The organism is Pseudomonas sp. No.21 (assembly GCF_054558415.1).
Window position 1 is genome coordinate 171,979 of sequence record NZ_BAAJNO010000004.1, and the last position, 16,763, is coordinate 188,741.

The following is a 16,763-nucleotide window of genomic DNA, read 5'->3' on the forward strand; positions in this document are numbered from 1 at the left end:
TAACCGCAAGGCCTGCCAGTGCCCTGGTGGTTACTTTTTCTTTTTGGGAGCGATGACCATCATCAGCTGGCGTCCTTCCAGCTTAGGATGCTGTTCAACGGTGCCGAGTTCGGCGAGGTCGGCTTCGACCCGCTTCAACAGCTCCATGCCCAGCTCCTGGTGAGCCATCTCACGACCACGGAATCGAAGCGATACCTTGGCCTTGTCTCCCTCATTAAGGAAACGTACCAGGTTGCGTAGTTTTACCTGGTAATCCCCTTCTTCCGTCCCTGGACGAAACTTGATTTCTTTGATCTGTTGCTGGTGCTGATTCTTCTTCGCCGCAGCAGCCTGCTTCTTCTTCTCGAACAGGTGCTTGCCGTAGTCCATGATTCGGCAGACGGGCGGCACTGCATCAGCGGAAATCTCCACCAGATCCAGCTTTGCTTCTTCAGCAGCGCGAAGCGCTTCATCAATCGAGACGACGCCAATTTGCTGGCCGTCTGCACCAATCAGTCGCACCTCTCGAGCCGAGATATTCTCGTTAATCGGGGCCTTGGGTGCAGCTCGTTTATCTTGTCTCATTTCACGCTTAATAGTGATTACTCCAATTCTTGGCGACCACGCCGGGAAACCGCCTGCGCAAGCGTAGTGACGAATTGGTCGAGGGGCATGGAGCCCAGATCGACACCTTCACGGGTTCGCACAGCAACGGATCGTGTCTCAACCTCCCGATCTCCAATAACCAGGAGATAGGGAACCTTGAGCAAAGTATGCTCGCGGATTTTAAAGCCGATTTTTTCGTTTCTCAAGTCGGACTTGGCACGGAACCCGCTTTGGTTGAGGGTTTTTTCGACTTCGAGGGCAAAATCGGCCTGCTTGTCGGTGATATTCATGATCACCGCCTGGGTCGGAGCGAGCCACGCCGGGAACAGGCCCGCGTAGTGCTCGATGAGCATGCCGATGAAGCGCTCGAAGGAGCCGAGGATGGCGCGGTGCAACATCACCGGGCGAGTACGGCTGTTATCTTCGGCGATATAGCTGGCATCCAGTCGCTCCGGGAGGTTCGGATCGTACTGCAGTGTGCCGCACTGCCAGTTACGACCGAGGCAATCCTTGAGGGTGAATTCGATCTTCGGACCGTAGAAAGCACCCTCCCCCGGCTGGTATTCCCAGGCCAGGCCGGACTCGTTCAGGGCGTCCGCGAGTGCACCTTCGGCGCGATCCCACAGCTCGTCGGATCCCACGCGCTTGGCCGGGCGAGTCGACAATTTCATCGAAATATCGCTGAAGCCGAAGTCCGCATACACCTGCAGGGTCAGCTTGATGAAGTCGGCCGCTTCCTTCTTCACCTGCTCTTCGGTGCAGAAGATGTGGGCGTCGTCCTGGGTGAAGCCGCGCACGCGCATGATGCCGTGCAGGGCACCGGAGGGCTCGTTGCGGTGGCAGGCACCGAACTCGGCCAGGCGCAGCGGCAGGTCGCGGTAGGACTTCAGGCCCTGGTTGAAGATCTGCACGTGGCACGGGCAGTTCATCGGCTTGACGGCGTAGTCGCGGCTTTCGGAGGCCGTGGTGAACATGTTCTCGGCGTAGTTGGACCAGTGGCCCGAGCGCTCCCAGAGGATGCGATCGACAACCTGGGGCGTACGCACCTCAACATAGCCGTGCTCGCGCTGGACCTGACGCATGTACTGCTCCAGCACCTGGTACAGGGTCCAGCCGTTGGGGTGCCAGAACACCATGCCCGGGGCTTCTTCCTGGAGGTGGAACAGGTCGAGCTGCTTGCCGATGCGGCGGTGATCACGCTTCTCGGCCTCTTCGATGCGCTGGACATAGGCGGCCAGTTGCTTCTTGTCGGCCCAGGCGGTGCCGTAGACGCGCTGCAGCTGCTCGTTCTTCGAGTCGCCACGCCAGTAGGCACCGGAAATCTTGGTGAGCTTGAACGCTTTCAGGAAGCGGGTGTTGGGCACATGCGGGCCCCGGCACATGTCCACGTACTCCTCATGGAAGTACAGGCCCATGGCCTTCTCATCCGGCATGTCCTCGACCAGGCGCAGCTTATAGTCCTCGCCACGGGCCTTGAACACTTCGATCACCTCGGCGCGCGGGGTGACCTTCTTGATGACGTCGTAATCCTTGTCGATCAGCTCGGCCATGCGTTTTTCGATGGCGGCCATGTCCTCGGGCGTGAAGGGACGCTCGAAGGCGATGTCGTAATAGAAGCCTTCATCGATGACCGGGCCGATCACCATGCGGGCGGTCGGATAGAGCTGCTTGACGGCATGACCGACCAGGTGGGCGCAGGAGTGACGAATGATCTCGACTCCAGCCTCGTCCTTGGGGGTGATGATCTGCAGGGTCGCGTCGTTTTCGATCAGGTCGCAGGCATCGACGAGCTTGCCGTCGACCTTGCCGGCGACGGTGGCCTTGGCCAGGCCGGCACCAATGGATTGCGCCACCTCGAGTACGGATACCGGGTGATCGAACGAACGCTGACTGCCGTCGGGAAGAGTAATGATGGGCATGGCGCCTCCTCTCCTAGTGGTGACCTCTACCAAAGGCCACATGGGTTGGGATGAGCCAGTAATTGATCCGGTGGTATGCCTGCCACACGATGACAGAGCCCGAAGGCCAACCGAGCCGAACCAGGGTCACTGGAGGTGTCGAGAACCGCGGATGCTTCCAGAAACACGTGACAGTGACAAGCACCGACGCGAGCGGCACACCTATATATAGGCAGGACGACTGACGCTGGCGATGCGAAGAACACGGAAGAAACAGGAAGAATCGCGGAGCGCGGCACTCTAGCACAAAAGAATCAGTGACTTAGAAGCAAGCGACACGACTTCGGCGCGATACTCATCGAACGCCGCCCCATGACTCACAGCCGGGACGCGCCCCAGCCCGGAACTGACATTCATTCGCCACCATCGAAATGTGACAACAATCACACAAGAATTCAGATCAGTTCACAGTTGCACTGATATGCTCCGCCAAATAAACCGACCAAGGAGTCATACGATGAAGGAACAACGTACTTTCCTTGCTCTTCGCGCTCACATCGATGAGCTGCTCAGGGATGGAGCCCGTATCATCAGCCGCGACCCTTTGACCCTGAAGGTCAGCGGCCATCTGTATCGCGTTAACTGCGGCATGCTGATCAGCCACTCCGCAGCTGCCTGATCCAGTCCGGGCGTTACGCCCGGCACTCCTTTCGCCCTAACTGGCGCCCATCTCCACACCATGCTTCCACGCGACAGCTGAAACCTTCGAAGCGCAACGGAATTTCAGAATACGAGCCCTGTCACAGCTACTGCTATTCTGCTTGCATCTTCTCCAGGGGAGACCACTCCGTGAAGGAACAACGGAACTTCCATGCATTGCGTGCGCACATCGATGAACTGCTCAAGGAAGGGGCACGGATCATCGGCCGGGAGCCACTGACAATCAGGATCAACGACGGCCTCTACCGTGTAATGCACGGCATGCTCATCGCCGATATCTGAACCCAGCGACCGCATCGCACCACACCCTCGACAGCGCGGTGATGCCGCACTGCTTCCGTCCTTTTATTCATCGAAATCTTCGCCGGAACCCTCACTGCCACGCCGGCACCCCAGGACCGAACGAGGCATCACGGAATCAAGACTGGCTCCTCCGCAGCGAATAGGGCATGGGCATCATCCTTATCCGACCAACCCGCCCCCGCAGCAAAATCGACCATTTCAGTGCTGAAGTTGTAGCCAACATCACCGCCACTGAAATAACCCTCGCCCTGGTAGGTCATCCCTATGTTTGGCCGAAAGGCAGACGAGGCGAATAGATAGTCGAGCCCGACCGAGCCAACCGCGACAGCGTCCTCGTCATCGCCGAAGGCCTTTATCCCTGCCGCAACGCCGCCGCCAAAGACATAGCTGACACCGATTCCGAAACCAATATCACCCGCCTGGGCGACCCCACCCAACGAGAACAGCAACGCCCCGGCAGCCGCCATTGCCGCCCGGCGCACGAACCCGACTCGACTCCCCATGACACCCGCCTCCTCGCCGGTGAATGCCCATGAAGATTAGATAGCGCACGACCATAACCAAGCGAAGCGGCAGCATGTTTCCGATATATGGACATCGGGCAAGGGAAGGAGGAGCAGCGGAAGGATATTGGAGGCAGGGCTTGCACCCTGCCGTATGCTTGATTTTTTGCAAGCAACAAAAAAGGCGACCCTTTCGGATCGCCTTCTTTGCACCGCCAGAGCGGCTTCGATTTGGTAGGCACAATTGGACTCGAACCAACGACCCCCACCATGTCAAGGTGGTGCTCTAACCAACTGAGCTATGTGCCTTCGATGGGTGCGCATTCTACAGCGATGCATTTCGGCGTCAACAACTTTTTTCGCTAACTGACTGAAAAAGTGAAGTTTTTGTTGTTCGGCGTTGCGTTAAATATCTTGCACAGCCCCTAGCCGGCTATTTTCAACTCGGGTAGCATCACGCCATCCGTAAAAAATAAAAAACAGAGATTCAAGATGACGCACACTCCCTACCCCCAATCCTATTACGCAGCATCGGCCAATCCGGTACCGCAGCGCCCGGAGCTGGTCGGCGAGACCGAGACCGACATCTGCATCATCGGCGCCGGCTACACCGGCCTGTCCACTGCACTCTTCCTGCTGGAGAACGGCTTCAAGGTCACCATCGTCGAGGCGGCCAAGGTCGGCTTCGGCGCGTCCGGTCGCAACGGCGGCCAGATCGTCAACAGCTATAGCCGCGACATCGACGTGATCGAGCGCACCACCAATCCGAAGGATGCCCAACTGCTCGGCCAGATGGCGTTCGAGGGTGGCCGCATCATCCGCGAGCGCATCGCGAAGTACGACATCCAGTGCGACCTCAAGGACGGCGGCGTGTTCGCGGCCATCACGCCCAAGCAGATGGGCCATCTGGAAGCCCAGAAGAAGCTGTGGGAACGCTACGGCCATACCCAGTTGGAACTGCTGGACGCCAAGCGCATCCGTGAAGTCGCATCGACCGAGAACTACATCGGCGGCATGCTCGACATGAGCGGCGGCCACATCCACCCGCTGAACCTGGCCCTCGGCGAGGCAGCGGCGGTGGAATCCCTCGGCGGCATCATCCACGAGCAATCCCCCGCCATCCGTGTCGAGCGTGGCGCCAACCCGGTCGTGCACACCCCGAAAGGCCGGGTGAAGGCCAAGTTCGTGGTGGTGGCCGGCAACGCCTACCTGGGCAACCTGCTGCCCGAACTGGCGTCCAAGTCCATGCCCTGCGGCACCCAGGTCATCACCACCGAACCGCTGTCGGAAGAAATGGCCAGAAGCCTGCTGCCGCAGGACTACTGCGTCGAGGACTGCAACTACCTGCTGGACTACTACCGCCTCTCCGGCGACCGCCGCCTGATCTATGGCGGTGGCGTGGTCTACGGCGCGCGTGACCCGGCGAACATCGAGGCGATCATCCGCCCGAAGATGCTCAAGACCTTCCCGCAGCTCAAGGACGTGAAGATCGACTACGCCTGGACCGGCAACTTCCTGCTGACCCTCTCGCGCCTGCCCCAGGTCGGCCGCATCGGCGACAACATCTATTACTCCCAGGGCTGCAGCGGCCACGGCGTCACCTACACCCACCTGGCAGGCAAGGTACTGGCCGAAGCCCTGCGCGGCCAGGCGGAACGCTTCGATGCCTTCGCCAGCCTGCCGCACTACCCCTTCCCGGGCGGTCGCCTGTTCCAGGTCCCGTTCAGCGCCATCGGTGCCTGGTACTACAGCCTGCGTGACAAGCTGGGGATCTGATCCTCGCGACATGAAAACGGCGCCCGAGGGCGCCGTTTTTCATTTGATCGTGGGAAACCACGTCTTCAGGGCGTGGTCATCAGCCACGGTTCCGCCTGCAACGATTTGAGTTGAGTGAACGCATGCCACAGGCTGTGCCCAGTGCTTCCGGCAGGCTCCGAGGTACGCGTGGTGCACCTACGTCCAAACTCCGAGCTCCGTACGGGCATTCAGCGCAGCTGCTTCCTCGCGATATTCGCTGCATCCGCCTGGCCGGCACCCGCCAGGGCGTCGGCCGCCTGCTTCCAGCGCTCGGCATCGACCTGCGCCGGGAGCTGGTTCGGCGCCTGCAGCAGCACCGCCCAGTGGCCCGCCCCCGCCCAGTCCGACTCGAACTCCGAGAAGCCCATCGGCAGGCGCCGCTCACCGCCGGCCCGCAGCAGCAACACCTGCTTGTGGCGGTCATAGCCCACCACCAGCGCATAACGCCACGACGGCAGCCAGCCATAGCCCTGACGCAGGTGCACCAGCACCGGATTGCCTGCCGCTACCTGCACCAGCAGGTCCTCCACCTGGTCGCCCAGCGGGTAGACCAGCACCCCGTGACGGTGCACCACATCGGCCAGGTTCCCTTGCAGCCCCTCCTCGCGCTCCGGCAGGCGCAATTCCTTCTCCACCATGCCCGGCGTCACCGTCTCCCCCTGCAGGGTGAAAAGCGCAGCCAACGCCGCCGGCGCGCTCTGGTAGGCATGCTGGGCGAAGAACGGCACGTTGCTCAGCTCAACCGCCTCGGGCAGGCCACGCAGCGCCGGCGAGGTGGGCTGGGCGGAACAGGCGGCCAGCAGGACGGAAAAGGCGAGCACGGCACAGCCGGCAAGGGATCGGTTACGGCGAATAGGCACTGCATCTACCCCAGGGGTTCACAGGATCATGATGGATATGGAAGGGATCATACCGGCGCGGATGGCCCGGTACACGGCGCATCTGTATACCCGAGGCGGGTCGTCGAGCGCACGGAAATGACGGTTTTTCGAGAGCGTTATTGCCAATCCATTCATTGCCGCGACAAATAATTATTTATTCACGACCCGCTGTGACTTCCTGGTCAGGTTTCGCCATCCATATCCACGACGGCAGGCAACGGTCGATACGACCCGCCCCGTCGACCTCATTGGGCACAATACGGAGAGACCCACCCCATGAACGCAACACTTCGCGTCAACGAAGCCCTGATCATCGCTGGCCGCGCCTTCCAACCCTTCCAGTGCGTGGCCTGGGCCCCTCAGGATGGCAACGGCGAGCTCAGCCTGAGCGTCATCGACCGCACCAGCACGCGCCTGCTGGGCCGCTCGAAAATCGCCAGCAGCACCTACTGCGATCCCCAACAGCTGGCCAGCATCCTCAAGCAGTCCCGTGAGGAGCTGAGCCGCAAGGGCTACAGCCTCGACCCCTGGAAAATGCCCGAGTAACACCTTCCAGCGCTGTGCCCACTGCGCGGCGGGCAGCTTCCCGGCTGCCCGCCCTGGCGTCATCGCGACGCCGCCTCGTCTGTCACTGACGAAATTTCCCCGCCTCCGCTGTCCATAACCTTGCAGCCCCGAGCACACGCGGCAACCGCCCGCGACGGCTCGTTTCGACCCGCGCAAGGAGCACACAGGCCATGAGCCCATTCGATTGGCAGCGAATCCTCATCGATCAGTTCCCCCTCGCCTTCCTCGCCGAAGTCGCGTTGCGCGCCCTCTTCGCCTTTGTCGTGGTATTCGCGTTCCTGAAGATTTCCGGACGGCGCGGTGTCCGCCAGATATCCCTGTTCGAGGTCCTGGTGATCCTCACCCTCGGCTCCGCAGCCGGCGACGTCTCCTTCTACGAAGACGTGCCCCTGCTGCCGATCCTCGTGGTCTTCGTCACCCTGCTGGTGCTGTACCGCGTCACCACCTACGCCATGGAGCACAGCCGCCGCTTCGGCGCCTGGCTGGAGGGCGAGCCGGTCGTAATCATCCGCGACGGCCTCTACGACATCGACGCCCTGGCCCGCAACAACATCTCCAGCGACGAGTTCTTCATGGAGCTGCGCCGCCAGAGCGTCGAGCACCTGGGCCAGGTACGCCTGGCCATACTCGAAGTGAATGGCGACGTCAGCCTCTACTTCTTCGATGACAGCGAGGCGCGCGAAGGCCTCTCCGTGCTCCCCCGCCAATTGCGCCAGACCGTGGAGCGCCCCAGCGAGGACGGCCTCTACGCCTGCAACCGGTGCGGGTTCACCCAGCGCCTCGCTCAGGGGCAGGACGCCCATTGCCCCCGCTGCGACGGCCACGCCTGGTCACGCGCCCTGGGCCGCAAGCACCAGGCTTCCCCCGTGGAGGCGCACGCATGACAGCCGCAACGCCGCCCGCCCTGCCGCCGCAGCTGCGCTACGTCGAAGACAGCATGCCCGGCTTCGCCCGCCGCCTGAGCCGCGGCAAGTTCGTCTACATCGACCTGGCCGGCAAGCCCATCCGCGACGAGCTGGAGATCCAGCGCATCAACAAACTGGCCATCCCGCCCGCCTATCAGGAGGTGTGGATCTGTGCCGACCCCCAAGGCCACATCCAGGCCACCGCCCGGGATGCCCGCAGGCGCAAGCAATACCGCTACCACCCGCTGTGGATCGAGATACGCGACGCCGCCAAGTACGAGCGCCTGCTGCGTTTCGGCCAGGCCCTGCCGGCCCTGCGCCGGCGGATCGACCTGCACCTGGAAGAGCCCGGCCTGGGCCGCGACAAGGTCATGGCCGCCGTGGTCGCCCTGCTCGACCGCACCCTGATCCGCATTGGCAACAGCCGCTACGCGCGGGACAACAAATCCTTCGGCCTCACCACCCTGCGCACCCGCCACGTCGATGTGAAGGGCAGCAGCATCCGCTTCGAGTTCAAGGGCAAGAGTGGCGTCGAGCACAGCGTGAAGCTCAGCAATCCGCGGCTGGCGCGCATCCTCCGGCGCTGCCTGGAGCTCCCCGGCCAGCACCTGTTCCAGTACCTCGACGATGGAGCCGAACGCCGCACCGTCAGCTCCCACGACATCAACGACTACCTGCGCGGCCATGCCGGCGAGGACTTCACCGCCAAGGACTACCGCACCTGGGCCGGCAGCGCCCTGGCCCTGGAGCACTTGCGCAAGCACCGCTGGCAGAACGAGGCGAGCGCCAGGAAGCACCTGGTGGAGGTGATCCGCCAGGTCTCCCGCGAGCTGGGCAATACACCCGCCGTCTGCCGCAAGTGCTACGTCCACCCGGCCATCATCGACGCCTTCCTCGCCGGCGAGCTGCAGGGCCTGAAGAAAGCCCGCAAACGCAAGGGCCTCAGCGCCGAGGAAGCGTCGCTGATGAACTTCCTCCAGGCGCTGCACGCCGACCCGGAGGGCTGAACGGCCCGGCCAACGCCTTGGCAATATCTGTGGGGTTATTGTCATTGTCGCCAAACCCGACAGGACGCAGACTGGCGCCATCAACCTGATGGACTACGCCATGGACACCCTGCGCACCATTGCCTGCCTGGCCTTCGACGATGTGATGAGCCTGGACGTGACCGGCCCGTTGCAGGTCTTCGCCTCGGCCAACGTCGAACGCCAGCGCCAGGGCCTCCCCGATACCTACCGGATCCGCCTGATCGGCACCGAGGCCGGCGCGGTGAAAACCTCCGCCGGCTTCGCCCTGGTCGCCGAGGCCGCCTATCACGAAGTCGACCCGGCCAGCCTCGACACCTTGCTGGTGGCCGGCGGCCTGGGCGTCGAGCGCCTGTGCCGCAACCCACCCCTGCTGGCCTGGCTGCGTGAGGCCGAGCCCCGGGTGCGGCGGCTCGGCTCCATCTGCTCCGGCGCGCTGATCCTCGCCGCCGCCGGCCTCCTGGCCGGACGCAGCGCCACCACCCACTGGTCCGACGTGCCCGCCCTCGGCGGCTATTGCGACATCGACGTGCAGGGCGATCGCCTGCATACCTATGCCCCCGACGGCCGCGACGGCGACCCGCACGTATTCACGTCCGCCGGGGTCACTGCCGGTATCGACCTCGCGCTGGCACTGGTGGAAGCCGACCTCGGCCGCACCATGGCGCTGGCGGTCGCACGCCGGCTGGTGCTGTTCCTGCGCCGCCCCGGCGGCCAGGCGCAGTTCAGCGCGCTGCTCAACTGCGAGCCCAGCCGCACACCGCGCCTGGCCGCGTTGCTGGAGTGGATTCCCGGCAACCTCGGTGGCGACCTGTCGCTGGAGGCACTGGCCACCCAGGCGCGCATGGCACCGCGCAGCCTGTCCCGGGCCTTCGTCCAGGAGCTGGGCATGGGGCCCGGCAAGTACGTCGAGCGGGTGCGTCTGGAGGCCGCCCGCGCATTGCTCCAGGACGCCCAGGCCTCCATCGCCACCGTGGCCCGCCTCACCGGCTTCGGCCATCCCGAGAACCTGCGTCGCACCTTTCACAAGCACCTGTCCATCAGCCCGCAGGAATATGCGGAGCGCTTCGGACGCCCCACCACGCCCTGAGGAAACCGCCATGCTGGAACTGCGCCCCAACTGTGAATGCTGCGACAAGGACCTGCCGCCCGACTCCGCCGAGGCGATGATCTGCTCCTTCGAGTGCACCTTCTGCCGCGATTGCGTCGAAACCCACCTCGCCGGCCATTGCCCCAACTGCGCCGGCAAGCTGGTCGAGCGCCCCATCCGTCCCGCCGCCAAGCTCGCCGCCAATCCGCCGTCGAGCCAGCGCATCCACAACCCCACTGGCTGCGCCAAGCGCGCCTGAACCCGGAAGACGACCATGCTCGAACTGGTGAAGAAACTCCGTGGCGACGCCGTCGCCCTGCCCCCTCGCCCCGCCACGCGCCAGGTGTTCATCGCCTGGCTCGGCGGCGTCCTCGCCATCGCCAGCATCGCCGGCCTGGGCGACGCGCTGACCCTGAGCCTGCTGCTCGGCTCCTTCGGCGCCTCCTGCGTGCTGGTCTTCGGCTTCCCCGACGTGCCCTTCTCGCAGCCGCGCAACGTCGTCTTCGGCCACCTGCTGAGCACCTTCACGGGCCTTGCCTTCCTGCACGTCTGCGGCCCGCACTGGTGGGCGGTGGCATTGGCGGTGGGCAGCGCGATCGCCCTGATGATGCTGACCCGCACCGTGCACCCGCCGGCCGGCTCCAATCCGGTGATCGTCTTCCTCCTGCAGCCGGGCTGGGACTTCCTGCTCTACCCCACCCTCAGCGGGGCCCTGCTGCTGGTGCTGGTGGCACTGGTCTACAACAACGCGAGCCGCGAGGCCCGCTACCCCAAGTACTGGTAAGCCGCCGAGGCCCCCATGCTGCTGCGCAACCCGAGCATCCGCCTGCTGTTCGCCGGGCAGGCCCTGTACTGGAGCTGCTCGATGATCGGCATCACCCTCACCTCGCTGGTGGGGCTGCAACTGGCGCCGCTCAACGCCCTGGCCACCCTGCCCCTGGCCTTGCTGGTGCTGGGCAACCTGTTGGCGGTGCAGCCGCTGTCGCTGTTCATGCAGCGCAACGGTCGCCGCCCGGGGCTGATGCTCGGCGCCGCCGCCGGCGTGCTCGGCGGCCTGGTCAGTGCCCTGGGCGTCTGGCTAGGCGACTTCACCCTGCTGTGCCTGGGCGCCCTGCCCATCGGCGCCTACCAGGCCTCGGCCATGTACTACCGCTTCGCCGCCCAGGAAGCCGTGGACGACAGGCACAAGGGCCGCGCCACTGCCTATGTGGTCGGCGGCGGAATCTGCGCCGCGCTGCTGGCGCCGAGCCTGGCGCTCTGGTCGCGCAATGCCCTGGAGACGCCCTTCGTCGGCGCCTACCTGGCCATCGCCGCCCTGGCGCTGGTCGCCCTCGCACTGCTGCGCCTGCTGCGTGAAGGCCAGGCGCCCCGGCCGCCCAAGGCCGGCTGGGCGGCCACCCAGGCCCTGCTCAAGCGTCCGCTGGTCCGCGCCGCCATCGCCACCACCGCCATCGGCCATGGGCTGATGATCCTGGTGATGAACGCAACGCCCCTGGCCATGAGCTTCTGCGGCCTGCCGCTGGAAGCCGGCTCCGAGGTGATCCGCTGGCACATGCTCGGCATGTTCCTCCCCGCCTTCGCCGCCGGCCCGCTGGTGGACCGCTTCGGCAGCCGCCGCGTGGCCCTGTCGGGCGCCGTGCTGCTGCTTTTGAGCGCCGGCATCGCCCTGGCCGGGCTGGGCATGGCGTATTTCCTGGTGAGTTCGTTCCTGCTCGGGTTGGGCTGGAACCTGATGCTGGTGGCCGGCACCACGCTGCTGGCGGAAGGGCATGCCACCGAGGAGCGCGGCCAGGCCCAGGCGCTGATGGAGCTGTGCAACAGCCTGGTGGCCGCCTGCGCCTCCTTCGCCTCCGGCGCCCTGATTACCGGGCTCGGCTGGGGTGCAGTGAACCTCGGCATGCTGCCGCTGGTGGCGGTCGTCCTGCTGGCGCTGTTCATGGTGCGTCGCGGCAGGGCCGCCCAGGCCCAAACCGCATCATGACCGTAGGATGGGAAGAGCTTCGCGAATCCCATCGATCCGGTGTATCCGACAAACCTCGGCCAGCATGGGTTTCGCTGCGCTCTACGCCATCCTACGGGGGAATTGCGGACATGAAAAAGGCAGCCCGGGGGCTGCCTTTTTCCTTACCGCTTCAACGCCTCAGTAGTAGGCGTTCTCGCGGTTGCTGTGGTCGGTCACGTCACGCACGCCCTTCAGCTCCGGGATGCGCTCGAGCAGGGTGCGCTCGACACCGTCCTTGAGGGTCAGGTCGACCTGGCCGCACCCCTGGCAACCGCCGCCGAACTGCAGCACGGCGATGCCTTCATCGACCACGTCCACCAGGCTCACCTGGCCGCCGTGGCTGGCGAGGCCGGGGTTGATCTCGGTCTGCAGGTAGTAGTTGATGCGCTCGTTCAACGGGCTGTCCTCGTTGACCATCGGCACCTTGGCGTTCGGGGCCTTGATGGTCAGCTGGCCGCCCATGCGGTCGGTGGCGTAGTCGACCACGGCGTCCTCGAGGAAGGGTTCGCTCAGGCCGTCGATCCACGCGGTGAAGGACGCGAGAGCCAGCGGGGTGTCCTCGGGCTTCTGTTCGCCCGGCTTGCAATAGGCGATGCAGGTTTCGGCGTACTGGGTGCCCGGCTGGGTGATGAAGACACGGATACCGATACCGCTGGTGTTCTGCTTCGACAGCAGGTCAGCCAGATAGTCTTCGGCCGCCTGGGTAATGGTGATGGCGCTCATGGCAACTCCTCGCAAACATGGGGCGCAGTGTACGCCAATCAGGTCCTACGGATAAAGTCCTAGTGTTTTAGTAGGAATAATTCGCGACAAATCCTCAGAAGTTCTGATAGCGGTTCATGTCCAGTACTGCGGCCTCAACCGGGTCGGTCTCGTGGATGTAGGCCGAGAGATCGTGGAAATAACGCCAGAACTGCGGATGGCTACGCCGGATACCCCAGCGCTCCACCACCTTGTCGAAGGCCGGCGTGTCCTTCACCTGGCCGAGCGCGGCGACGAACGCCGGCACCTCCTCGGCGCGCAGGTTGAACATGAAATTGGGGTAGCTGGTCAGCACGCCGGGGTAGATGGTCAGGGTGTCCAGGCCGGGCTGGTAGCGCAGTTCCTCGCCCATCATGAAGGCCACGTTGCTGTGCGCGCGGTTGCGCAGCACGCTGTAGACCTCGCGGCGCCCGTCCGCCAGCTCGACGCGCAACAGCGTCGCCTCCGGCATCTGGTCGATCACCTTGAGCCCCGCCGCCGGCCGGCTGACCAGCTGGCTCAGCGCCTGCTCGGCCTGCTGCAGCGCCGGGTCGATGTCCGGGCGGTAGCAATTGCCGGTGGTGCAGCGGTTGATCGGGTCAGGCCTGGCGTTGAGGTCGGCGTAGCGCTTGAGCAGCTGCGCCGCGAAGGAGCCCTTGGCGCGCTCGACCGGCAGGAACAGCCCGGTGGGCGTGTCGTCGTCGATGTCCTCGTAGTCCAGCCACATCTTCAATTTGCCGCTGTTCTGGTACCAGTCGTCGAGGATCGCGGTGCGCGACTCGGCCGGCATCAGGCGCAGGAAGTTGACCTCGGCACCATTGCGGATCAGGTCGAAATACAACCGCGTCTGCGCCTGGTGCGAGACGTTGCCGTACACGTCGAAGTTCACCACCAACTGGTAATAGGTGCGTTCGAACAGCGGGTAGTCCAGCAGCCACATCGTCTGCGGCACCTCGCCGATCAGCCCCTTGCGCACGAAGGCGCTGTCGAACTGGCGATAGATGGACAGCAGGGCATTGTCGTTGCCGCTCCAGATATCCGCCCAGGTGGGCACCGGGGCATCGGCGTAGGCGTCGCGCCGCAGCTCCTCGTAGGCGTTGCGCTTGTCCCGGTAGCTGTGCCACAGGCTCAGCAACCCGCCGATCTCGTCGAACTGCCCGGGCATCGCCAGCAAGGGCGTCGCCTCGCCCCGGTAGGCGGCATCGGTGACGTAGAGGTCGTGCTGCGGGTCCTGGAACAGCGCCCAGAAGTTGTCGCGGATCACGTCGGTGGCGATCTGCCCGCGGCACACCGGCCCACGGATGAAGGTGCGCACGAAGTACTCGGCGTTATCCAGCATGAACTGGTAGCGCGCCTGGGCCGGGATGGCCTCGAAGGTCTCGAACGGGTTGGCCCGGCGTTGCGCGCCGTACCCCGGCACCTTGTCGGTGGTCCAGTCGCTGCCGAAGAACAGCGCGTTGACCCGGGCCAGCCTGGCATCGCTCAGTGGGTAGGTGATGTGCGTCTTGTGCACGATCACGCCCTGGATGGGCCACAGGCGGTAGTAGAAATCGGTGCCCGGATCATCGTTGGGCCGGCGCGTGGCGATCGGATCGATGGGCTTGCCGCTGGGCGTGCGCGAACGCACCAGCTGGAAGAAGTGCCCGCTCTTGCCCTCGTCGAAGTACAGGTGTGCAAGGAACAGGTGCTCGAACAGCCAGCGCCCCACAAGCACCTCGCGGGCACCCCGGGCGTTGAGCAGCTCCTCCCACTCGGCGATCTGCCGTGCCTCGTCCGGTGTCGGCGTCACCGCGCTCGCCTCCACCGGCGCACCGGCGGCGAGCCAGCGCTGCAGCGTCTGGTATTGCTGGTCGTCCAGGCCGGTCACCGCGAAGGGCATGCCGGCGTGGGCGAATTTCTTCGCGTAGTCGTCGAACTCGTCCGGGGTCGGGCACTGGTTCTGGCGATTGATGCCGATGTCCAGGTCTTCCGGCAGCTTGGCATTGGGCGTGAGCGGCGTGCGGTGCCCGAGCTCCAGCATGCGCGCCATCAGCGCCGCCTGCGGGGCCTGGCCCTGGAGCACGGAGTAGAACCCCTTGTCGCGCCACGCCGCCTCACCCTGGGCGTCGAAATACAGCCGCGTGGTGGCCTGCGCGCGGGTGCGCGTACCGTCGTACACCGGCAGCTTGGTCGCCCCGCGCACCGCTCCCTCGCCGCTGCCCAGGTTGAGCTGGCAGGGCGAGTCGTAGCACGCATGGCAGGCCACGCACTTCTCGGTGAAGATCGGCTGGATGTCGCGGGTGTAGGAAATTCCCTCGGCATGCGCCGCAGCGCTCATGAAAAGAAGGGCTGCGGCGAACAATGCGCGATACGGCATGGACCTTTTCCTTGGCGAACGAAATCGGCCGATTCTACCGGCATCCGCGCTGCGCTGCAGCGAAGCGGCAGCCAGGGTGGTGATGGGCGGCCCCTCGCGGCACAGCCCATCGCCCCGCCGCCTCTCAGGCGTAGGTCAGGCCCAGGCAGGCGGCGATGCGCTCCAGGGTGGCCTTCTCTTCCTTGCTGATCTTGCTGCCGAAGCCGAGGAAGCCGCCGGAGGCCGAAGCCACCGCCTTGCCCAGGCCCAGCAACGCCTGCTTGAAGGCCTGCGCCTCGTCCGGCGCCACCTTGGTCTCCACGATCAGGCGGATGCGCAGCAGCTCCTGGGCATGGTTGAGGGGGGTGGTCAGCAGTTCGGTCAGCAGCGACGGCACGTCGGTGATGACGTTGGTGATGATGCGCGAATACAGCTGGCCGCCGTTCTTGGCCGAATCCCCCAGCTGTTTGACGAAGGCCTGCGCCTCCTTGTTGTCGAGCTTGCCGTCGGCGGCCGCCACCAGCAGGAACACCATGAAGGGCGCCCGGCGCAGGGCCTGGAACTCCTCGGCGGTGAACTGGGTGTTCTCCTGGCCCTGGAACCCGGAGCTTTCGCCCGCCTGCTCGACGAAGTTGCTATTCCACACCTCCAGGGCTTCCTCGTTGTTCTCCAGGCCATCGAAGAAGGCTGCGGCCAGCTCCTGCAACTGGTCGTTGGAGAAACCCGCGCCAGCCGAGGCCTTGGGTTTGTGCACGGCGAAGCCGGCCTCATGGCCGGCGTTGCGGTAGGGCAACAGCCACTGGAAATGACGCTGCTTGTCCGAGGCGAAGCGGATGTCGACGATCAGGCAGTCGGTCTTGCCGGTGGGCAGGGTGACCAGGCCGTCACGGATGAACACCGCGCCCAGCTTGTCCTCTTCCAGGCTGGTGATGCGCGCCTCGCCCTGCTGCATGGCCTCCACGGAACTGTCCGATAGCAGCCGCACCATGCTGGTCTGCTGGTCGGTGCCCAGGTAGCCGACGATGGGGATCAGCATCTCCCCGCTGGCGACGCCTTGTACCGCATGTCCAGCAAAGTAGCCGGCCATTTCCATCACTTTCTTCGCGTGTTCCATCGAACTGCTTCCTTGTATGCGTTCAGTCTGTCGTGCGGGAGGACGTCAACCGTGACGTCGAAGGCCTCGCCGGCTGCACTAGCCAGGTGCCAGCATCAATCTGCAACAGCCGCACCTGCATTGGGAAGGGCAGGAGCCCGCTTTCGTGACCCACATCGACAATCCACACAGCCGGCCTCACCCCGCTGGCCCGCAGCGGCCCGATGCAGTCCACCAGCGCCGCCGTCCGTCCGCCGGGGCCCGCAAAGCCGCGCAGACGTGAACGCCGTCATCCCCCGTGGCGGGCCACCGGCGTAT

At 64.6% G+C, this 16,763-nt stretch carries 17 protein-coding genes and 1 tRNA gene; 10 read left to right on the forward strand and 8 right to left on the reverse strand.

The window, feature by feature from the left end:
* Positions 1–30: 30 nt before the first annotated feature.
* Both infC and thrS read right to left on the reverse strand, forming a co-directional pair.
* Complete coding sequence (gene infC / locus ACYJSS_RS09240; protein ID WP_178083013.1) at positions 31–582, reverse strand: translation initiation factor IF-3; 552 nt, start codon at positions 580–582, stop codon at positions 31–33.
* Entirely contained in the window at positions 582–2,504 is a 1,923-nt protein-coding gene (thrS, locus tag ACYJSS_RS09245) for a threonine--tRNA ligase (RefSeq protein ID WP_111263786.1), read from the reverse strand. Before thrS ends, infC begins: the two co-directional genes overlap by 1 nt.
* A gap of 496 nt (positions 2,505–3,000) precedes the next feature.
* On the opposite strand from thrS, the gene ACYJSS_RS09250 reads away from it, so the two are divergent.
* Positions 3,001–3,162, forward strand: a complete 162-nt coding sequence (locus tag ACYJSS_RS09250; RefSeq protein WP_173178431.1) for a hypothetical protein — start codon at positions 3,001–3,003, stop codon at positions 3,160–3,162.
* Between the two features lie 170 nt (positions 3,163–3,332).
* Positions 3,333–3,485, forward strand: a complete 153-nt coding sequence (locus ACYJSS_RS09255; protein WP_178083011.1) for a hypothetical protein — start codon at positions 3,333–3,335, stop codon at positions 3,483–3,485.
* Positions 3,486–3,613: 128 nt separating this feature from the next.
* Here the strand turns inward: ACYJSS_RS09255 and ACYJSS_RS09260 are convergent, their stop codons facing one another.
* A complete protein-coding gene (locus ACYJSS_RS09260; RefSeq protein ID WP_111263785.1) occupies positions 3,614–4,009 on the reverse strand; it encodes a hypothetical protein in 396 nt (131 codons plus the stop codon).
* Positions 4,010–4,241: 232 nt separating this feature from the next.
* Positions 4,242–4,318: transfer RNA gene (locus tag ACYJSS_RS09265), tRNA-Val, on the reverse strand.
* A 183-nt stretch (positions 4,319–4,501) separates the two neighbouring features.
* Here ACYJSS_RS09265 and ACYJSS_RS09270 point away from each other — a divergent pair.
* On the forward strand, positions 4,502–5,785 hold the full coding sequence (locus ACYJSS_RS09270; protein ID WP_111263783.1) for an NAD(P)/FAD-dependent oxidoreductase: 1,284 nt from the start codon (positions 4,502–4,504) through the stop codon (positions 5,783–5,785).
* Between the two features lie 209 nt (positions 5,786–5,994).
* Here ACYJSS_RS09270 and ACYJSS_RS09275 read toward each other — a convergent pair whose 3' ends face one another.
* Complete coding sequence (locus tag ACYJSS_RS09275) at positions 5,995–6,627, reverse strand: PA2778 family cysteine peptidase (RefSeq protein ID WP_236205651.1); 633 nt, start codon at positions 6,625–6,627, stop codon at positions 5,995–5,997.
* 336 nt (positions 6,628–6,963) lie between these two features.
* Between ACYJSS_RS09275 and ACYJSS_RS09280 the strand changes: the two genes are divergently transcribed.
* The 7 genes from ACYJSS_RS09280 (at position 6,964) to ACYJSS_RS09310 (ending at position 12,255) form a co-directional block, all read left to right on the forward strand.
* Positions 6,964–7,233, forward strand: a complete 270-nt coding sequence (locus tag ACYJSS_RS09280; protein ID WP_111263782.1) for a hypothetical protein — start codon at positions 6,964–6,966, stop codon at positions 7,231–7,233.
* A gap of 191 nt (positions 7,234–7,424) precedes the next feature.
* Entirely contained in the window at positions 7,425–8,138 is a 714-nt protein-coding gene (locus tag ACYJSS_RS09285; protein WP_236205652.1) for a DUF421 domain-containing protein, read from the forward strand.
* Positions 8,135–9,166 carry a DNA topoisomerase IB gene (locus tag ACYJSS_RS09290; RefSeq protein WP_236205653.1) on the forward strand — a complete coding sequence of 344 codons (1,032 nt, stop codon included), beginning with the start codon at positions 8,135–8,137 and terminating at the stop codon, positions 9,164–9,166. The genes ACYJSS_RS09285 and ACYJSS_RS09290 overlap by 4 nt, the downstream gene beginning before the upstream one ends.
* Before the next feature lie 100 nt (positions 9,167–9,266).
* Positions 9,267–10,274 (forward strand): GlxA family transcriptional regulator, encoded by a 1,008-nt coding sequence (locus tag ACYJSS_RS09295; protein WP_111263793.1) that lies wholly within the window; start codon positions 9,267–9,269, stop codon positions 10,272–10,274.
* A gap of 10 nt (positions 10,275–10,284) precedes the next feature.
* On the forward strand, positions 10,285–10,533 hold the full coding sequence (locus ACYJSS_RS09300) for a DUF1272 domain-containing protein (protein ID WP_111263779.1): 249 nt from the start codon (positions 10,285–10,287) through the stop codon (positions 10,531–10,533).
* A 15-nt stretch (positions 10,534–10,548) separates the two neighbouring features.
* Positions 10,549–11,058: an HPP family protein gene (locus ACYJSS_RS09305; protein ID WP_111263778.1), complete on the forward strand. Its 510-nt coding sequence runs from the start codon at positions 10,549–10,551 to the stop codon at positions 11,056–11,058.
* A 15-nt stretch (positions 11,059–11,073) separates the two neighbouring features.
* Complete coding sequence (locus tag ACYJSS_RS09310) at positions 11,074–12,255, forward strand: MFS transporter (protein ID WP_236205654.1); 1,182 nt, start codon at positions 11,074–11,076, stop codon at positions 12,253–12,255.
* Between the two features lie 159 nt (positions 12,256–12,414).
* Here ACYJSS_RS09310 and nfuA read toward each other — a convergent pair whose 3' ends face one another.
* From nfuA to ACYJSS_RS09325, 3 genes are all read right to left on the reverse strand, one after another.
* Entirely contained in the window at positions 12,415–12,999 is a 585-nt protein-coding gene (nfuA, locus tag ACYJSS_RS09315) for a Fe-S biogenesis protein NfuA (protein ID WP_111263776.1), read from the reverse strand.
* Between the two features lie 94 nt (positions 13,000–13,093).
* Positions 13,094–15,373: a fatty acid cis/trans isomerase gene (locus tag ACYJSS_RS09320; protein ID WP_236205655.1), complete on the reverse strand. Its 2,280-nt coding sequence runs from the start codon at positions 15,371–15,373 to the stop codon at positions 13,094–13,096.
* Between the two features lie 124 nt (positions 15,374–15,497).
* Positions 15,498–16,466 carry a hypothetical protein gene (locus tag ACYJSS_RS09325; protein ID WP_111263774.1) on the reverse strand — a complete coding sequence of 323 codons (969 nt, stop codon included), beginning with the start codon at positions 16,464–16,466 and terminating at the stop codon, positions 15,498–15,500.
* Between the last annotated feature and the right edge of the window lie 297 nt (positions 16,467–16,763).